Below are 18,372 nucleotides of genomic sequence, written 5' to 3'. Positions count from 1 at the left end.
CAGATTAAAAAGTAAGGTTAATACCGAAATTGTAGGTAGCAAATAAAGGATAAACATTAGCATCCAATCCTGCATTTAGGGTGGTGTTTGTTAAGGTTGCTTTAATCTTTTCTGCATTGTCAGTTGGTATCGGGCCTACTTCAGGACTGAATCCTTTGTAACCAAAAATGTTAATTGCATTTTGAGCATTGGCATAGATCCTTACCTTTTTGATCTTCCATTTATTTAAAATACCTGCAGGCAGGGTATAACCTAACTGCGCATTTCTAACTCTGAAGTATGATCCGCTGGACACATAGAATGAGTTGGGTGCTGCATTGGCTGAGGCACCGATGTTTGCCGAAGGGTAGGTATTTGAGGTACCCTCTCCATGCCATCTGTTATCAAAAAGGTCTTTGCTGATGTTCTCATTTCCAAAGCGATTGGCCAGGTTGGCATTGTATATGTCTACGCCTGCCACACCTTGGAAATCCAAAGCAAGGTCAAAACTTTTGTAAGCAAAGCTGGTGTTAACCCCATATGTGTATTTAGGATTAGGGTCACCAATTACCGTTCTGTCGGCAGATGTGATCTTTCCATCACCATTCAGGTCTTGGTATTTAAAGCCTCCTGGGGCAGCACTCGCCTGTGTAGGTGAATTGGCTACATCTGTTGCATTCTGAAAAATGCCAGCAACTTTGTACCCATAAAATACGCCTATAGGATCTCCAACGATGGTTCTTGTCGCAAATGCCCCATTGGTAATACCTGTGCTTCCAGAGAAAATAGGTGTCTCGCCTGAAAGTACATTTAATACTTTATTGGCATTGTAACTGATGTTACCGCCTACTGAGTAAGTTAAACCTCCTTCAGTTGTATTTGTCCATGCTGCAGATAACTCCACACCTCTGTTCTGAATGTCGGCCTGGTTTCCTAGTAATTGATTGTCTACGGTACCCAACGATCCCAATACAGGAATCTTGAAAATTGCCCTTGAAGTTTTTCTGTTATAAAAATCTGCCTCAACGGTTAACCTATTGGTCAGGAAGGCAGCCTCAATGCCAATATCTGTACCAATTCCCTTTTCCCAAACGATGGCAGGAGGAATCAGGGTATTCACGCTTTTACCTGTAAAGGCAGTGTTGTTAAATATCGCGACTAGATTGCCTGTTTGGTCTATTAACTGTTGTGAAGGATTAATCGGTACGCTTGCATTTCCAATCATACCCCAGCTTCCTCTTAACTTCAAGGAGCTGAACACAGTTTGATCTTTCATGAAATCCTCATTAGTGATTACCCAACCAGCACCAACTGAAGGGAAATATCCCCAGGTTTCGTTGCTGCCAAAAAATTGGGAAGCACCATCGGCACGAATAGAGGCATTCAGCAGATATTTATTCTTGAACGAATAATTTGCTCTTGCAAAATAAGAGGCAAATTTGATGAGTGAACCCTGATCTGCTGCGGTTCGGGTAGCTGCATCGCCCAAACTCAGATATAGATCTGCATCGCTATTAAAAGGCACATTTTGTGCGGAAGCATTTAAAGTGTAAGCTTTGTTACTTTGGGCAGACTGACCAAGTAATACAGTGAGGTTATGATTTTTATTGAATGTATTCTCATAAGTCAACGTATTTTCAATGATCCAATTCCGGGTCTCAACGCGTTTTAGATCGAGGATACTTGCATCACTTTTCTGTGCATAAGTAGCATAATATTTTGGACTATATTTTCGGTTTTCTAATTGACCGAACTCCCCACCAAAGCTGGTTTTAAAAGTAAAATGTTCTGCAAATTTCAATTCTGCGAAAACATTACCTGTAACACTATATTGTTTGGTTTGTTGATTGAAGAAGTCAAGACTGGCTTGAGGATTAAAATTGGCTCCGTCTCCAAGACCTTGGCTAGTAGGATCTCCATATGAACCATCTGCATTAAATACAGGTATAGAAGGTGAAGCAGAATATATTTGATGATAGATCGTTGTTGGAACATCTTTGGATTTACTGGAAACCCCGGTAATGTTGTAACCTACCTTAAAGTTTTTTGACAGCTGTACATCATTGGATACGCGGGCTGTATATCTCTTGTAATTGTTGGTTTTGATAATTCCATCTTGATCAAGATAACCTAATGAGATGTTGTAAGTAGATTTTTCTGTTCCTCCAGCTATCGAAACGTTGTGGTTTGTTACAAACGCATTGCGAAGTGTCTGGTTATACCAATCCGTTCCTGCACCCAAATTATCGGTATTACTGAACACCGGGCTTCCGCCATTTAATCCGGCCAGTTCGTTTGTAAAGGTGGCGTATTCTTGAGCATTCGCCATTTTAACCTTATTGGTTACTTTTTGAAAACCGGCATAGGCATCATAGTTGACTGTTGTTGGAGTGCCCAATTTTCCTTTTTTTGTCGAAATTAATACCACTCCATTTGCAGCACGGATACCATAAATAGACTGTGCAGAAGCATCCTTTAAAATGCTCATGTTCTCAATGTCATTGGGATTTAAAAAGTTAATATCGTTATACCATACACCATCCACTACATATAAAGGAGCCTGGTTTCCGAATATTGTTCCCAGACCGCGGATACGAATCTGAGGTGAAGCTCCAGGCGTACCTGTACTGGTTATGGATACCCCGGCAATTTTACCTTGCAATGCCCCTATAGGATTTGTAGATGCCTGTTTTGATATTTCTGATCCTTTTAAACTGGCTACTGCACCCGTTACGTCTAATTTACGCTGGGTTCCATAACCAACTACTACAACCTGCTCCAGTTGTTGTGAGGAAGGAGTTAATACTACATTGATTGTTTGTTGTCCGTTAATTGGGACTTCCTGGGTTACATAACCAATGTAGGTAAATACCAGGGTACTATTGGCCGATGTGTTAATGGAATATCTTCCATTAACATCTGTTTGCATTCCTTTAGTTGTGCCTTTTACGGTAACGCTTACTGATGGTATAGTTGTCTTGTCCAGACCATCTGTAACAGTGCCTTTAACAGTGATGTCCTGTGCATAGGCTACGTTGATAAAAAACAAACAAAGAATACTTAAAACAGAAAATTTGGTAAAGAATCTTTTCATACTCGTTTAAGTTTTTGGTTAATATTTGATGGTTAAAACTCCATTAGATTATTGGTTATAACAAGTTTTACAACCTCAACATTAATACATCATTTATTGAAAAAGGACTATCTCACAGGGGGTGAGAATCATTGCTTTTGACTCCAAAAACCACGTTTTTGTAGATTAAACCCCATTGAGCTATATACTACAACGGCAGAATTAAAAGGTTTGATTTTAGTGTGTTTTTTTGAGTTATGAGAGGTAATGTAGTAGTGCTTATAACTCCATAAGGAACTCTACAAGGTTTTTATCGTGTGGTACATTCAGCTTTTTTCTTAGCCTATACCTTCTAATCTCTACTCCTCGAAGGGTAATGTTTAACAAGGAGGCGAGTTCTTTGCTACTCATGTTCATATGTAAATAGGCGCAAAGTTTTAGGTCATTAGGCACCAGATCTGGGTGGTTGGCTTTAAGTTTTTTGAAGAAACTTTCATGCGCTTCATTAAAACTATTTTCAAATAAATTCCAGTCCCGATCATCATTCATGCCCTCATCAATTACTTTCTGAATTCTGCGTAACTGATCCTCTGAAAGTTTTTTTCCGTGCTCATCTTTAAGCTTTATAATTTCTTCGCTGATCTTTTTGAGTAGTTCATTTTTGTAAACCAGGCTCATGGCAGAATTTGCTAATTCCCTACTTTTTCCGGCAAGTTCAGCATGCAGTTTTTCTGTCTGTAGTTTGACGATTTGTTTTTCAGTGGTTTCTGCTTCTTTCTTTAGGAATATTTCTTTTTCAGCTTGAATTTTTGCTGTAATTGCCAGTTGATCTCTAAGTAATTTTTTCTCGTATAATTTCTTGCCGATATATAACAAGATAATCAGCAAAATCAGGTAAAAACCAAATGCCCACTTGCTGGCATAAAAGGGAGGGAGCACGGTAAACTCAAAAGCGGTCGTTTCACTAAGGGTCTGATCGTCTATTTTCGCACGAACTAGAAACTTATAATTCCCACCTTCTAAGTTGGTGAAATCTTTTTGGGAAGCAGTACTCCAATCTGACCATTGTTTAGAATAACCTTCGAGGAAATATTGGAATTTGATTTTGGCCTGTCTATAATAGGGTAGGGTATAAGAGACCCGTATGTTATTTCGACCGAAAGGTATTTCTATTGCAGATTCGGTGTTGCCTACTTCACTTATAGTAGCGTAGGTGTCTGTAATATCTTCTATCTTTCTGATCAGTACCGATGGTAGACTGATCTTTTTGTTGGTTTTCGGTTCATTTGCATTGTATATGACAAAACCATCATCCACACTGATCAGATAAATCTGGTCACTGATTTTGCTGATATTCTCGTAATACTGAACCATTCGTCCATCCAGTACACTAAAGCGGTTGGAGTCTATATCAATCTTACCAGGTTGTGCAAAATTGACGAGTGCCATTTTGCCGTGGTTAATGAACCAATACTTTTTGTTGCCAGCATTAATGACCTTATTGGAATTTGCAAAGGAACCAATAAACTTATTCAGAATCTCGTAGGGGGTAAAGCGATTGCTGATCTCGTCAAAAGTTAAAAATCCTTTATCAGAAGAATAAAGTAGCTTGTTCTCCAGCGTAAACAGATTAACATTGTAACTACTTGGGAGTCCGTTACGCTCATCGTAATATTTAACGTTGATTACTTTTTTAAAATCAGGACTAAGCGTAAGTTTATAGAGACCTCTATAAGCATGACTTACCCAAATGTCTCCTTTGGAATCCTGTTCTATATATCTGGACGGTTCTTTGAAGTTTTCAATTTTATAGAAGTACTTCCATCGCCCAGCGTCTTTTTTATAAAGGACAAGGCCTGTATATGTGCCCTGAATCAGGTAATCATCATTTAGTTTTTTTATTGTCCAGCCTCCACTTATACTGGATACCTTTTCTATAGTGTTGTCATTTACGCTGAAGGTGCCATCATTATGGCCACATAACAATTGTCCATCAATTAAGCTTAAATCCCATACTTGCCCCTGCGAATGAGGAATAAGCTTAAAATTAAAGGGTTTAAAATGTTGTCCCTTTCCATCTACCCATGGACTTGAAAATAGGCCCTGATTGGTGCCAAGGTATATTTTGTTATTGTAAATCAGGCTGGAATAAACTGTGCCGAACATACCCGTTTTATCAAAATAGAAATAAAGGGGAGAATTGAGCTCTATCCTGTCGATCCCATTATCCAGTCCGGTCCATAAATTCTGCTCATTATCTGCATAAATGCTTAATACCGTGTTGTTTTGAAGGCCACTGGATTTATTTATCTGTTGCACAATATTACCATCCTGATCAATAATGATAAGGCCATTTAAAATGGTACCATAGGCGTAATATTTGCCGAATACTTGAACTCCATTGTTGAGCTGGTAGGTTTGTAAGAAAGTATTGGCTGGGGTTTTGAAAGGAGTGTATCGCTGACCATCATATAAAAAAAGACCGGCTTTACTGGTTCCTATCAATAGTTGGCCATTTTTGTATGGGAGTATAGATAATATACTTTCCGGTAAAGGCTGACCTATATTATTTAAAGGAGCTAATTTGTAGTCTTTTAATTCAAACAGCCCTTTGCCGAGCTCTTCGACAATGAAACGCTGATCAACTTTGTGCAAAAACAAAAAAGAACCAGTGCTTTTAATTACACTTATCTTTTTATGCTCATATATGTATATAGTAGTGAACGATTGGAAGATGACTCTTTTACCATCAACATAGATCTTCCAAATCTCATCGGTCATCTTATGTTGCTTAGGGATAAGGTTGATCAGCGAAAAGTATTTTAAACGCTTATCAACTACCTTCCAATAGCCAAACTCACCAAAACTACCCACATAAATTACACCATCGTTACCTGTTGCTACCGACCGTACAATTTGCTGGTTTGGCATTTTGTATTGTTGCCAGTATTTACCATCGTAACTGAGCAGGCCTTGTGCATTTCCAAAATACATAATACCCTGTTTGTCTTTTGCGATAGACCAATTTTGGTTACCCGATAAGTAGACAGATTTGGGATAATTTTGGACATAAGGAACCCCAATACTTTTTACATTATCTGCTGCCACATAAAGTGGAAGGAATATAACAAGATAAAGTAAAAAGTATTTTAGGCAACTTCGTTTCATGAAGCGCTAAGATAGTTGTTTGGCGGATACGTTTACCGGTTGTGGTACTTTTACATAATATCCTGTTCCATCGTATTTACGCTTGCGCGGGTTGGTGGTGCAGGGTACCGAACAACAGCCTTGTAGTTCATCTCCGCATTCATCGCATTGCGTAACATGCTCATTGCACTCTGGATTGGCACAATTGATCATTTTAGGCGTTATCTTGCCACAATTATAGCATGTTGATACTACAGTTGGGTTTACAGAGTTTACATCAACAGCGATGCGGCTATCAAATACATAGCATTTGCCTTCAAAGTCTTCGCCACCGGCTTCTTTTCCGTATTTAATGATCCCGCCATGAAGTTGGTATACATCACTAAATCCATGGTGCAATAGTAAGGCAGATGCTTTTTCGCATTTGATGCCACCAGTGCAATAGGTTAGTACTTTTTTGTCTTTGTATTGAGCAAGCTCATTTATCTTTTCTGGGAAATCCCTGAAGTTTTCGATGTCGAGGGTGATGGCGTTTTTAAATCGGCCAAGGTTATGCTCGTAATTTGAACGCACATCAAGGATGATTACATCTTCCTGATCAATCATCTTCTGAAATTCTACAGGCTCCAGGTGTTTCCCGGTCTGCTTATTCGGATCGATGATGTTCGGGTCCCTTAAGCCGGAGTGAACAATTTCTGATTTATATCGGCAATGCATTTTAATGAAAGAAGGTTCTTCCACATCGTCGATTTTAAATTCAGTTTTTGCAAAACGTTCATCGGCGTTGATAGCGGCCATATAGGCTTCACAAGCTTCTTTTGTTCCTGAAACGGTACCGTTTAAACCTTCATCGGCTACAATGATTCGGCCAACAAGACCAATTGATTTACAAAATTTAAGGTGGTCGTCCGCAAATTGTTCTGCGTTTGCTATGTGACTATAGCAATAGTAAAGTAATGTCTGGAATTTATTCATAATTCATTGATACCGGTGCAAATGGCGTTTAATGCATTGCAAAAATGCAAAAAAAACCGTTCTCCTACAAGTCTGGCATCTTTAAGGCTCCTGAAGGGGAGCTTAAAGCGCCTGAGGCCTTGTCGGAGAAGGTATTTTTTGTTTCAAGCAGGGTGTAAATTGTAGGGCCTGAATAGTAAGGGGCCAGACACGCTTGCCAAAAAAAAAGCGATTAGGAAATCTCCTAACCGCTTTTTTTCATCATCATATATATATTACCAACCAAAGTTTTGTTTAAACTTCGTTAAATCCATTTCCCGTTGAGGAATTGGAAATAGATCGTGTTTGTCTTTTGTGGTGTAACCCGGTGTTGCAACTGCATAATTAGGAGAACCTGCAGTGATCCACCATGTTCCTAGTTTTAAAGAAGTACTCTTAACCGTTTCGTAGTAAACGCCCCAACGTATTAAGTCTAGCTTTCTGTCACCTTCAAAAGCCAATTCAAAAGCACGTTCTTTGTGAACAGCATCACGAAAACCTTGCACATCCAAACCTGGCGTTACATCGGCTAAAGTGCTGGTTGTAGTCACAGGTAAGCCATAACCACGTCTCCTTACCATATTAACGGCAGTATAAGCATCAGTGGTTGGCCCCTGTTTCCATTCGTTCAATGCTTCTGCATATATCAATAGTACATCTGCATAACGTAAAACATACCAATTGACGTTAGATCTATCATTATTGATCAGCTTATTGCTTTGAGGAACATATTTTTCAGTATCCCATTTGCCTGGCGTATAGTTTTGTTTTTCTTTCTGCTTTTTAGTCGGGTCTGCATCATTGGCTAAGCCTACCTGTTCGGTTTCACTAGCAGCCTTTGCCCATAGTGTTTTAGACGGATTATATTGATAGTTAGCTACAGAAATATCTCTTCTTAAGTCCTCGGGATAGTTACGCCAATCCAATACAAAAGTATGTACAACTTTCACATTACCCGCATTGCTTCCTCGCTCTGAGGTACTCGTAGCTTTAACACCGTTCCATTTACCAATACGACCTATTGGATCAGACCCAAGAGTTGCCGTTGGAGAATAGAAAGAAACTTCAATTAAACTTTCTGTTGGATTCCAGGTACCAGCACCAGCGTTTTTCCAAAGCTGTTCGTAATTTTCAAGTAAACCATGTTTGTTTGACTGGATTAATATCTGTGCAGTTTTTGCAGCCATTTCCCATTTAGAAACATCTTTAACAGGATTTCCGGCCCATGTTGCATATACTTTAGTTAATAAACCTAAAGCCGAACCTTTTGAAAGGCGGAAGCTTTTGTTGCCTCTGAACGTATCATCTACAGCGTAAGGAAGATTTTCCACGGCATATTGTAAATCCTGCTCTATAAACTGATAAACTTTTGCTGGATCTTCCTGCACAAATGTAGACGGTGCTTGATTAGACATTGCTGTATTGGTGATTAAAGCGATATGTCCATAATGGCGTAACAACTCAAAGTAATATAATGCACGCAAACCTCTCGCTTCAGCTAGGTAAATTGTCGCCAATTGTTTATCCGCATTCGAATAATTTACCATTTTCTGCTCAAGGCCTTCGATGAAATCATTGGCATTGTAAACAGAATTATACAATTTAGCATAGCTCTTCTGTATTTCTGACTGATTGGCTGTAAATGAATTGGTAGGGATAATACGGAAATTTTCGTTGGTGCTACCTTCTACCTGAGCAATATCTGTACCCATAGTAAACAGGATAGATAGATTGAAACCATACATATCATCGGTTACCATATTACGATAAACACCCAATAGTACATTTTCAGCTTCCGCCGCATTGGTCATATACTTACTTTTGTCAATATCTGTCTTTGACTCTTCAGTCAAATAATCCTTACACGATGTGTTCATCATTAACACAAGTGCAGCTAGTATATAATATATTTTTGTTTTCATGTCTTCTTTGTTTTTGATTAAAACTGAACTTCTAATCCGAATGTAAACACCTTACTTCTAGGATAACCTCCCCAGTCCAATCCAGGTGTCATTGGGTTGTTTCCAGATGTGCTCACTTCTGGATCATAACCACTGTATCCTGAGAAGGTGAGTAGATTTTGTGCCGAGGTATATACTCTTGCTCGCGACATGTAAGCTTTTTTAGACCATGCAGTAGGTAATGTATAGCCTAATGAAACACTTTTCAATCTTATAAAAGAACCATCCTCGACAAAGCGTGAATAAACATCGTTGGTAATATATCCATTAGTAGATGGGACTTTGTTAGAAGCATGTGTAGGTGTCCATCTATCCGCAACCTCTGCCAGCATATTTCTACGTCCAGAACGAGATTGTGTAGCATATAAACGAGTCGCATTGTAGATGTCATTGCCATAGTTGAATTGTACCATCACACCCAGATCAATATTTTTAAAATTGAATGTGTTGTTAACCCCGCCATAAAATTTCGGAATAGCATGACCTATTACCGTACGGTCCTTAGTAGTGATGATGCCATCTCCATCCTGATCTTCATATTTCACCATTCCCGGAGCTACGTTGGTAAGACGTTTGTTATTAGTAATTCCATCTTTTAAGATCAGGCTTCCATCGGGTGTAGTATTGAAATCGCTGTACTGATAGATGCCATCGAACTTGTAGCCATATATAAGACCTAAAGATTGACCCACAATAGCTGCGTAATCATTTTCTGTAAAATTACTATCAAAACCAGAGCGTGTGTACATCGCATTCGCACCAGATTGCAGTGCAACCAATTCATTCTTGATGAAGGAAATGTTAAAATTCGTCTCCCAAGAGAAATTTTTCTGTAAAATCGGTTTGCCAGCTATACCCAATTCAAAACCTTTGTTTCTGATTTTTCCGATATTTTGATATTGAGACGAAAAGCCTGTTAGCTCTGCAAGAGATTGGGCTAACAAAAGATCTTTGGTATCCTTGATAAAGAAATCCGTTACCATAGTCACGCGATTTTTTAAGAATCCCCAATCAATTCCCATATTAATGGTAGATGATCCTTCCCATTTCAGATTTGTGTTTTTGAGCTGTTTTGGTAACAATACTGTACGTGTAGTGCTGCCAATGCCATATTTACTCGTTTCGTAAAGATCCAATGAAAGGAAATTTGAGATCCTATCGTTACCAACTACACCCCAGCCTAAACGAAGTTTAAGATCAGATATAGCAGGGATACTTTTCATGAAATCTTCCTGTGAAATACGCCATGCTGCAGAAAAGGATGGGAAGTATCCCCATTTGTTTTTCTCAGAAAATACAGTTGATCCATCGGCCCTGATGGTCGCAGTTAACAAATACTTATTGTCAAAATTATAATTGGCCCTGGCGAAAAAGGACAAAAGTTTTTTATCCGAATAGCCTGTATTTACACGGCTTGGGGTAGCGCCAACGCCTAAGTTGTCATTGCCCAGATTATCGAATGGGAAATCCATTGACTCGCCTAACAGGAACTCCGAACTATTGAAAGACAACTCTTGCCCAACCATTACATCGTATGAGTTTTTATTGTCAATTTTCTTTTTCCAGGTTAGGTTGTTATAGTTAGTCCAGCGAACATTTTTACCCATTTGGGTTTGCCCATAAGATTTTTGTCCATTACGAAAAGCCTCTTTTGAACCATTTTTATAAAATAGGTCGTAACGTGAGTTATTTGTATTAAAGGTTCCTGCCGAGCGGAAAGTCAATCCTTTCAAAATTTCCCAATTCACCGATAAATTGGATGACCATAACTCTTCTGCTCTTTTATTGATCACAGATTCAGTTTGTACGATAGGATTTACCTGAGCCAAACTTGTACCATCTTCCAACATTTCTGGGTCGATAGCCGCTGACAAAAGTGTTTCATTGTCTACTTTCAATCCTCCGGTAGGCCTGGCACTAAAAATCTGTCCCAGCATATTAAATCGTCCGTTGTCTGCCGTGGTTCCAACTCCAGCTCTATTGGTTTTACCATAGTTGATCGTAGCATCTACAGTGATGTTACTGGTTAATTTTTGGCTTATTCTCATCTTGGCTGCTGTTCTGCCAAAATCACTATTGTTGAATATACCGTTTTCATTATACCTGTTTAGTGAGAAATTGTACTTAGTTGTTTCGATACCACCACTTACTGAAAAATTCTGATCATTGGACCAGGTGGGTCTAAATGTTTCATCTTGCCAATTGACACCTTGTACACCGATATAATCCTCGGCCGACTGGTATTTGTAAGGTATGCCATTCTCATCATTGCCTGGTTTATAATAAGTACCGGTATAGGCACTGTTTACATCTCCCTGTAGTTTTACAAACTCATATGGGCTAAGTAAATCCAATGTCTTATTGATGGTACGATAAGTACTGGCATTACTATAATTTAACACTGGTTTCCCTACTTTTCCAGATTTGGTGGTTACCAAAACTACTCCGTTTGCTGCTCTGGCTCCATATATAGCAGAAGCAGATGCATCTTTCAGCACCTCGATAGATTCTATATCTGTATTTGGTAGAAAATCAAGGTTGTTTACTTCAAACCCATCTACAATGTAAAGAGGAGAGGAGTTGCCTGTTAAAGTTCCAATTCCACGAATGTTGACATTAAATCCAGCACCTGGCTCTCCATCAAGTGAGGTAATTTGTACCCCAGCTACCTGACCACCTAAAGCGCCTAAGACTGAACTTGACTTAAAACCTTCTACATCTTTACCTTTAACAGTAGCAACGGATCCGGTAAGGTCTCCACGTTTTACAGTACTATAACCTACTACAACAAGCTCGTCCAATAATGCACTTTCTGGTTTTAATCTTATAACCACATTGAGCTGGTCGCCGATTCGAAGGGACTGTTCTTTGTAACCTACATATCTAACCAATAAGGTCTCCCCTTTTTGAGCAGCTATTGAAAAAGTACCCTCTCCATTAGTTATTGCCTTATTTGGTTTTCCTACTATGGATATGGTTGCTCCTAATAAAGGAGCATTTGTTTCGTCTAACACTTTTCCTTTTAAGGTAAGCTTCTGTGCAGACACATTTACAGACCACAATAATGCCACTATGGCCATGATGATCCCCTTATTTACACTTATCTTTATCATTATGTTTATCTGTTCTTTTTAAAATTTCGTATCAAACCATAAAATAATTGGGAGTATCGCCGTTCCAGTGCCTGGGTCAGTTCCATCAGTTTTATAGGTCATTTGGCCAACCATTGCGCCATTGGCGGCTTCTCCATTGTGAGTCCATTTATTCGGATTAACAACTAACTCAAAAGTAATTGGATCTACATAAGCCAGTGGCAGGGTAAGGGTAGTCTTGTTATCCCAATAGGCGAGTGGAGCTCTTGCACCATAATTTGGGCTTGCGTTCTTGCTCTCTGCATATTTGTCATAAAGACTAGTCATAAATGTGGTTGGGTTCCCTATGGCCGGTATACCACTTATTTGAGTCCCAAAGAAATTATAGTAATTGAAAGTTCTTCTATAATCTAGTGTGAACTTGCTCTTATCTCCTGTAACTTGAGGTGTCGTAGAGCGACCTCCAGAATTTGGATTTACCTGGAAAACGAAAGGTGAATATTCAACGAATGCATTTGAATTTTGGATAAAAACTGGAGTTTGGATAGCATATTCTTCAGGTGTTCCTTTCCCTGCTGTAGCAGTTACCATGAAAACACCAGATTGTATCCCAGTAATACCGGCGAATGTTATTTGTCCCGTACCTGGGTCTATTGATGTTCCTGTTGGTAATGTTACCGGATGAACAGGTTTTATCTCATAGGTCAAGGTTACGCTAGGATTTGCATCTGTTGTTGGCGTGGGCTTTATGCCGGCAATAGGATTGCTTGCATTTATACGGTATTGGTTTGCATAGTTTGCTGCAGGTGTTAAACCAAGATTATTTCCATATCTCACATAACTGAAGTAATTTGGATTTGCGCCAACTGTTAGCGTAAATGAAGTTGTAGACTCATTTTTCGGGTTTGTAGCTTTTACTTTGATTGTATAGGTTCCCAAGGCAATCGTGTTGCCCTTAACAGCACTAACCTTTCCTTGTGCATCTAAAGTAACTTTACCTTGTAATGCAGGAGGTAACTCTACAAATTCAAAACGAACTTCATCTCCTTTGAAACCTGCATTGGGAGTTACAGCAAAAGCAACTGCCTGTATCGCATTCTTATTTGGATAAGTAAATGACTCTATAGCCTGTATGAAGCCAACAACATCCAGTACAAAAACATCATTAAAATCTACACCAACCTGGTCGTAAACATTTTTTGCATTTACAGTAACTTTATACTGTTGTCCGGCAGTAAGTCCGTGATTTTCTGCAACCGAAATAACTCCAGTTTGTGCATTAATCGTTATTTTATTTGTAGCTGGGCTTACACTTTTGATAGCGTATACCAATCCGTCTAATGAACCTTTAAGTGCAGGAACAGCACTTGTGAAAGTGGTTTTACCGCTTAAGGCAGATTCTTCTTCTATCTTTCCAGAAGAAGGGGTGTAGGTTAGTCCCAAAGGCTTAGAAATAACGTTTATTTCTATCGCATCTTGAAATATTCCTTCATCTTGTCCCGATGCACCAGTTGTTAGCTTAAGGGAAAGCACATATTTTCCTGGCAATAAATTAGCATCACCTCTTAAAATAGATATAACTCCAGTAGAGGATATGGTAAAGTATTTAGAAAAATCACTTTTTGCTATTTCATACTTTTTGATAGAAACGTGATTTTTATCTGTGGTTACCTGAGCTGTAGGCAACTCTACAGTGCTCTGTGGATCTATAATATCTGCATAATTAACTGTCAGTTTGTTTGGTGCTACTGAAATGCCATCTGGGACAGGTTTCATCATATTGATTGCGATAGCATCTTTAAACTCATATCTTTTGCCATTAGATTGGCAGCTGATTGTAAGTTTGTATAGTCCAACAGGTATACCGGCTGTTTCCTTTATACTGACACTTCCATTATCCTTATTGATTTCAAAGCTATTGCCTGAATAAGCGGTGCCATCTAATGTGATACTCACAATTTCAAAAGAATTTGGTTGAGCACCAATATAGGATGGAGAGGCAATAACTCCTGTCATGGATGGTCCTATGTCAGTCATACCAGTATAATGTATGGTGAAAGTCGTACTATCAATTACTTCTTCCTTTTTGCATCCCGCTGTAATGAGTAGCAGTGCAAATATCCATGAGAGGTATCGTTTTAATTTGAATTGAGTATTTATTGGCTTCATAATATATTGATATATGAGTTTAAAGATTACAATTAAGATTATATGTTTTTCCGTCGATGTTAACGTCTAAAGCAACACCAGTTTCTTGAAAAGGCTGTGTAAATGTGGCATTGATTAGCGCTGTACTAGCTTGGGCACGAGGATACAATACGGTAATGTAGCGAGCAGTTTGCCCGGCAGTTTTTGTCATGTTAACAGTATAGGCTTTACGATTAAATTCAATACCTGGAGCGTAGGAAACCTTTCCGGAGAATGGAAGGGTAGTCAGGTTTTCGCTTCCAAACGTTCTCATGATCATGTTATTGCCGTCTGCGAAATTGGTATGAGCACCGTTTTTATCCGTGGTTACAACAACTTCATTCTCTCCTTCGCATAGATTGAAGTTAAGGTTTACCGTTCCACTTGCAGCGCCTATCCCTTCATCTACTAATACAAAAAATGTTTTGTTGACAAAAAATACATATCGACGGTGTTTAAGATAGGGATAGCCTTGGTTTTCTGTCGCTACTATATCGGCTTGGCCGTTTGAGACTACTGCTAAGGATTTTCCTTTAGCATTTGTGATATTCTTATAATCTAATGTCATTGTATTGTGTACCCTAGTTTGGCGGTACCACTCCCTCTCACTGTTACTTCCATCACTTGTATAGGCGTATACTCCCGCATCCGGGAAAAAATTACGTCCTTTATGATAAAGTTCAAAGGTACAATTATCTGGTTGTTTATGACTCCATATTTGCATGGCATCATTTGAGTAATTGTTGCTGAGGATTAACATCGTAGATTGTCTGTCCCAACCATTACGCAAGATATAAGTTCCAGAAATGGTGAATGCTTTAGGCGTACTGGTAGGTCCTGTTCCTTTTTTTCCATAAGTGGCCATGTAAAGAAACTCATTGTCATCTGGGAACATTTCATTGTACTTTATGAAATTCTTATTGAGTACAGATCTTGACCATGAGCTTTGTCTGGTATCATTAAAACCTGGGACACACTGACTATTTGAAGCCGCATTGCTGAAGTAGTTGGGGTAGGTGAAATTCATCACTACTTGCGCTGCCTTGCGTAAATAGACCTTAAAATTTGAGGCTACATTTCCCACAATAGATTTATTGGCATCCGCTAGTTTCATCACTTCGTAGAAATCACCTATAGCGCTGATATGGTAACTAAAATCTAGCTCAAAGTGCATACCATCGTCCAAAAACTGCGTTTTAACTTCGGTATCTAATATGCTATAGCCGGTATTCATCCATTCAGAAGCTTTTTTGAACTCTGGAAATAATACACCTGCAAAAGCAAGTGCGCTACCTTGAGATATAAGAATGTTGCCATCTGGATAAGGATATTTTACCAGAAAATCAGAATGTTCGGCAAAACGAACCATAAATTCAGAGAACCATTCTGGGGTAAAGCTTGTAGAGTTTTTGTAGTACTCAAATAGTTGAGTTTGGCCCATCACACGCTCGGCAACCTGAAGTTGCCACCAGGTGGTTGTATTGGTACCTGTTTCGGGCATAGGGTTTTTCACTAACCAGTCCTTATATACGTTAATCCATGATTGGATATATTTCTCGTTTTGAGTGGTTCGGTAAACTTTCGCTTGCGGAACAAACCACTGATGTCTGTGTAATTGCTTTTGATATTCGTTATCAGCTCCGACTGGCTGAAATAACCAATTTATGGCGCCGCTGCTCATCAGCGAATGTGGCATCTTTTTAACAGCATCTTCATAATAGTTGTTTACGAAAAATCGGTTTTCTAATGCAAAATCGGCCTTAAGTTTGTCATCATCCGAAGCGGTTACATTAATTAACGATATGCTGGGGTTAACAACATTTGTGCGTAGCCTGTAATATTCAAGGATAGCTTTAGCTGCTTCATATTGTTTGTTGGCTTCATATAGCGTTTTAGCTTTTTCTAACCCGGGATAATTTAGATTGATGAGGTCAAAAATCTTGGGGTTAATAACGTTGTTTGATTTCGTGGTTTCAGTATTTCCCGAATTAACAGCATTTTTTCTAATGGACTCTTTAGTACAAGAAAAGAGTACAGCAGTCATGAAAATGAAAATGAAATACTTCATGTTTATAATTTGGTTAGTTTTTTTATTCCCCTTTTGCAGAGTGGTTTAAGTTGCTGTTTCCCTGCGATCTAATTTCTTATCAAAGATTGTCTATAAATATTTTTCGGCATTCCAATTTTGATTAATATCGTTTAGGTATTGGTTAAAATGGTTTAAATATTGGTTAGGGTTGGGGCTTTAAGGGCTCATCAATAGTTAAAACAAGATGTCCTAATGCGAAGGGGAAAGCTACCTTTGTAACAAATTAAGTGCAGCCATGCTGTATACCACTTAATTTGTGTGGGATAATTACTAAGTTTGCGTTTGTAATCAATTAGAACGTATACTAACTAACTTTTAAACATAAAATGACTAAATTTTCAATGAAACCATTGTGGTTGTCAGCTGGGCTTTTGCTTGGTACTACCGTTGGTTTTGCACAAGACAATCTTGTTAATTCACTAAAAAATAACCAAAGCGCTAATAGTGCAAACAGTTTTACTTTTACTCCAGTAGTAAACGCTGAAGCTACTTCAGTAAAGAACCAAAAATCATCAGGTACTTGCTGGAGCTATAGCACCAACTCATTCCTTGAATCAGAAATGATCCGCATGGGTAAAAAACCAGTTGATTTAGCTGATTTATTTACTGCACGGAATGCTTACATCGAAAAAGGGATCAACTATGTACGTATGCATGGTGCTTTAACTTTAGGTGATGGCGGTGCTTGTCATGATGTAACCAACATGCTTGCTAAGTATGGTGCTTTACCTCAGGAAGCTTATAGTGGTAATGATTATGGAAGCCCAGGTTCTTCAGACAGAATGAACAAGCTTACAGAAGCAATTTTAAAGAAAGCTGTTGCCGGTAAATTTGATCCAAGTTGGAAAGCAAAATACATCGCAACTATCGATTCTTGTATGGGTGCTGTTCCTGAGAAATTTACTTACGAAGGAAAAGAGTATACTCCTAAAACTTTTGCTAAAGAGGTTGTTGGTATAAATGCAGCTGATTATGTAGAACTTTCTTCATTCACTACCAGCCCTTATTATGAAAAATCGGTATTAATGGTGCCTGATAACTGGTCATTTGATCAGGTTTATAATGTGCCAATGAATGACATCACTACTATTATTGACAACGCTTTGAAAAAAGGATTTACTGTTGCTTGGGCTACAGATGTAAGTGAAAAAGGCTTTAGTTGGAAAAATGGTGTGGCTTATGTGCCTGCAAAAGATTTCGAAAGCATGAGCGCTGACGAGAAAAAAGCCATGTTTAACGGTCCAAAACCAGAGAAAGAAATTTCTGTAGAATTACGTCAGGCTGCTTTTGATGATTATGAAACTACTGATGATCACGGTATGCAGATCACTGGTATCGCTAAAGATCAGTCAGGTAAAGAGTATTACATCGTTAAAAACTCATGGGGTGCAACTAACGATTACAAAGGATATTTATATGTAACTAAAAGCTTTGTACAATACAAAACAACTGCTTTCTTGTTAAACAAGAATGGAATTCCATCTGATTTACGCAAAAAAATGGCGATTAAATAAGAGGTAGTTTAAAGTTAAAAAGGGGATGTGTCATGCGAGAGGGCACTGAAAAAGTTCCTCATTTATGAGCCAGCTTAAGGAACGATCAAGTAGAACATGTTTTTTACTTGATCGTTTTTTTTATTGAACAAAGTTGAGATTTCGTTATACTGATTTTCTGATCAATATATACCTGTCTTTTTCGAAGGATAAATAAGCATTTTGGTTGCAATTGACTGGATTTAACTCAGATTTATTGAATATTAGATCAGTTTTAGGATTCTTTTTAAATTTACGGTAAAAATTGCCATAGCCCCCTGCATTTCCATATTCTGTATTCCATAGGAAGTCGCACGTC

8 protein-coding genes are annotated in these 18,372 nt (G+C 38.6%); 1 reads left to right on the top strand and 7 read right to left on the bottom strand.

What is annotated here, in order from left to right:
• Positions 1–4: 4 nt before the first annotated feature.
• The 7 genes from FBD94_RS13320 to hepC form a co-directional block, all read right to left on the bottom strand.
• On the bottom strand, positions 5–3,073 hold the full coding sequence (locus FBD94_RS13320) for a SusC/RagA family TonB-linked outer membrane protein (protein WP_136880533.1): 3,069 nt from the start codon (positions 3,071–3,073) through the stop codon (positions 5–7).
• A gap of 258 nt (positions 3,074–3,331) precedes the next feature.
• Positions 3,332–6,220: a ligand-binding sensor domain-containing protein gene (locus FBD94_RS13315; RefSeq protein ID WP_136880532.1), complete on the bottom strand. Its 2,889-nt coding sequence runs from the start codon at positions 6,218–6,220 to the stop codon at positions 3,332–3,334.
• 6 nt (positions 6,221–6,226) lie between these two features.
• Positions 6,227–7,174: an oxygen-dependent tRNA uridine(34) hydroxylase TrhO gene (gene trhO, locus FBD94_RS13310; protein ID WP_136880531.1), complete on the bottom strand. Its 948-nt coding sequence runs from the start codon at positions 7,172–7,174 to the stop codon at positions 6,227–6,229.
• 254 nt (positions 7,175–7,428) lie between these two features.
• Positions 7,429–9,114 carry a RagB/SusD family nutrient uptake outer membrane protein gene (locus FBD94_RS13305; RefSeq protein WP_136880530.1) on the bottom strand — a complete coding sequence of 562 codons (1,686 nt, stop codon included), beginning with the start codon at positions 9,112–9,114 and terminating at the stop codon, positions 7,429–7,431.
• 17 nt (positions 9,115–9,131) lie between these two features.
• Positions 9,132–12,266: a SusC/RagA family TonB-linked outer membrane protein gene (locus FBD94_RS13300; protein ID WP_136880529.1), complete on the bottom strand. Its 3,135-nt coding sequence runs from the start codon at positions 12,264–12,266 to the stop codon at positions 9,132–9,134.
• Positions 12,267–12,284: 18 nt separating this feature from the next.
• Positions 12,285–14,414 (bottom strand): surface glycan-binding family protein, encoded by a 2,130-nt coding sequence (locus FBD94_RS13295; protein WP_131611325.1) that lies wholly within the window; start codon positions 14,412–14,414, stop codon positions 12,285–12,287.
• A 19-nt stretch (positions 14,415–14,433) separates the two neighbouring features.
• Positions 14,434–16,500 (bottom strand): heparin-sulfate lyase HepC, encoded by a 2,067-nt coding sequence (gene hepC, locus FBD94_RS13290; RefSeq protein WP_136880528.1) that lies wholly within the window; start codon positions 16,498–16,500, stop codon positions 14,434–14,436.
• A gap of 347 nt (positions 16,501–16,847) precedes the next feature.
• Here hepC and FBD94_RS13285 point away from each other — a divergent pair, with 347 nt between their 5' ends.
• Positions 16,848–18,035 carry a C1 family peptidase gene (locus FBD94_RS13285; protein WP_131611321.1) on the top strand — a complete coding sequence of 396 codons (1,188 nt, stop codon included), beginning with the start codon at positions 16,848–16,850 and terminating at the stop codon, positions 18,033–18,035.
• Positions 18,036–18,372 lie beyond the last annotated feature (337 nt).

This window comes from Pedobacter hiemivivus (assembly GCF_005144565.1).
Taxonomy (GTDB): domain Bacteria; phylum Bacteroidota; class Bacteroidia; order Sphingobacteriales; family Sphingobacteriaceae; genus Pedobacter; species Pedobacter hiemivivus.
The sequence above is the reverse complement of the archived record's forward strand: the minus strand, read 5'-3'. Positions and strand labels throughout refer to the sequence as shown.

Bases quoted from the DNA above. Each gene is read 5' to 3' on its own strand.
- FBD94_RS13320 (WP_136880533.1), bottom strand. From the start codon at position 3,073: ATGAAAAGATTCTTTACCAAATTTTCTGTTTTAAGTATTCTTTGTTTG.
- FBD94_RS13315 (WP_136880532.1), bottom strand. From the start codon at position 6,220: ATGAAACGAAGTTGCCTAAAATACTTTTTACTTTATCTTGTTATATTC.
- trhO (WP_136880531.1), bottom strand. From the start codon at position 7,174: ATGAATAAATTCCAGACATTACTTTACTATTGCTATAGTCACATAGCA.
- FBD94_RS13305 (WP_136880530.1), bottom strand. From the start codon at position 9,114: ATGAAAACAAAAATATATTATATACTAGCTGCACTTGTGTTAATGATG.
- FBD94_RS13300 (WP_136880529.1), bottom strand. From the start codon at position 12,266: ATGATAAAGATAAGTGTAAATAAGGGGATCATCATGGCCATAGTGGCA.
- FBD94_RS13295 (WP_131611325.1), bottom strand. From the start codon at position 14,414: ATGAAGCCAATAAATACTCAATTCAAATTAAAACGATACCTCTCATGG.
- hepC (WP_136880528.1), bottom strand. From the start codon at position 16,500: ATGAAGTATTTCATTTTCATTTTCATGACTGCTGTACTCTTTTCTTGT.
- FBD94_RS13285 (WP_131611321.1), top strand. From the start codon at position 16,848: ATGACTAAATTTTCAATGAAACCATTGTGGTTGTCAGCTGGGCTTTTG.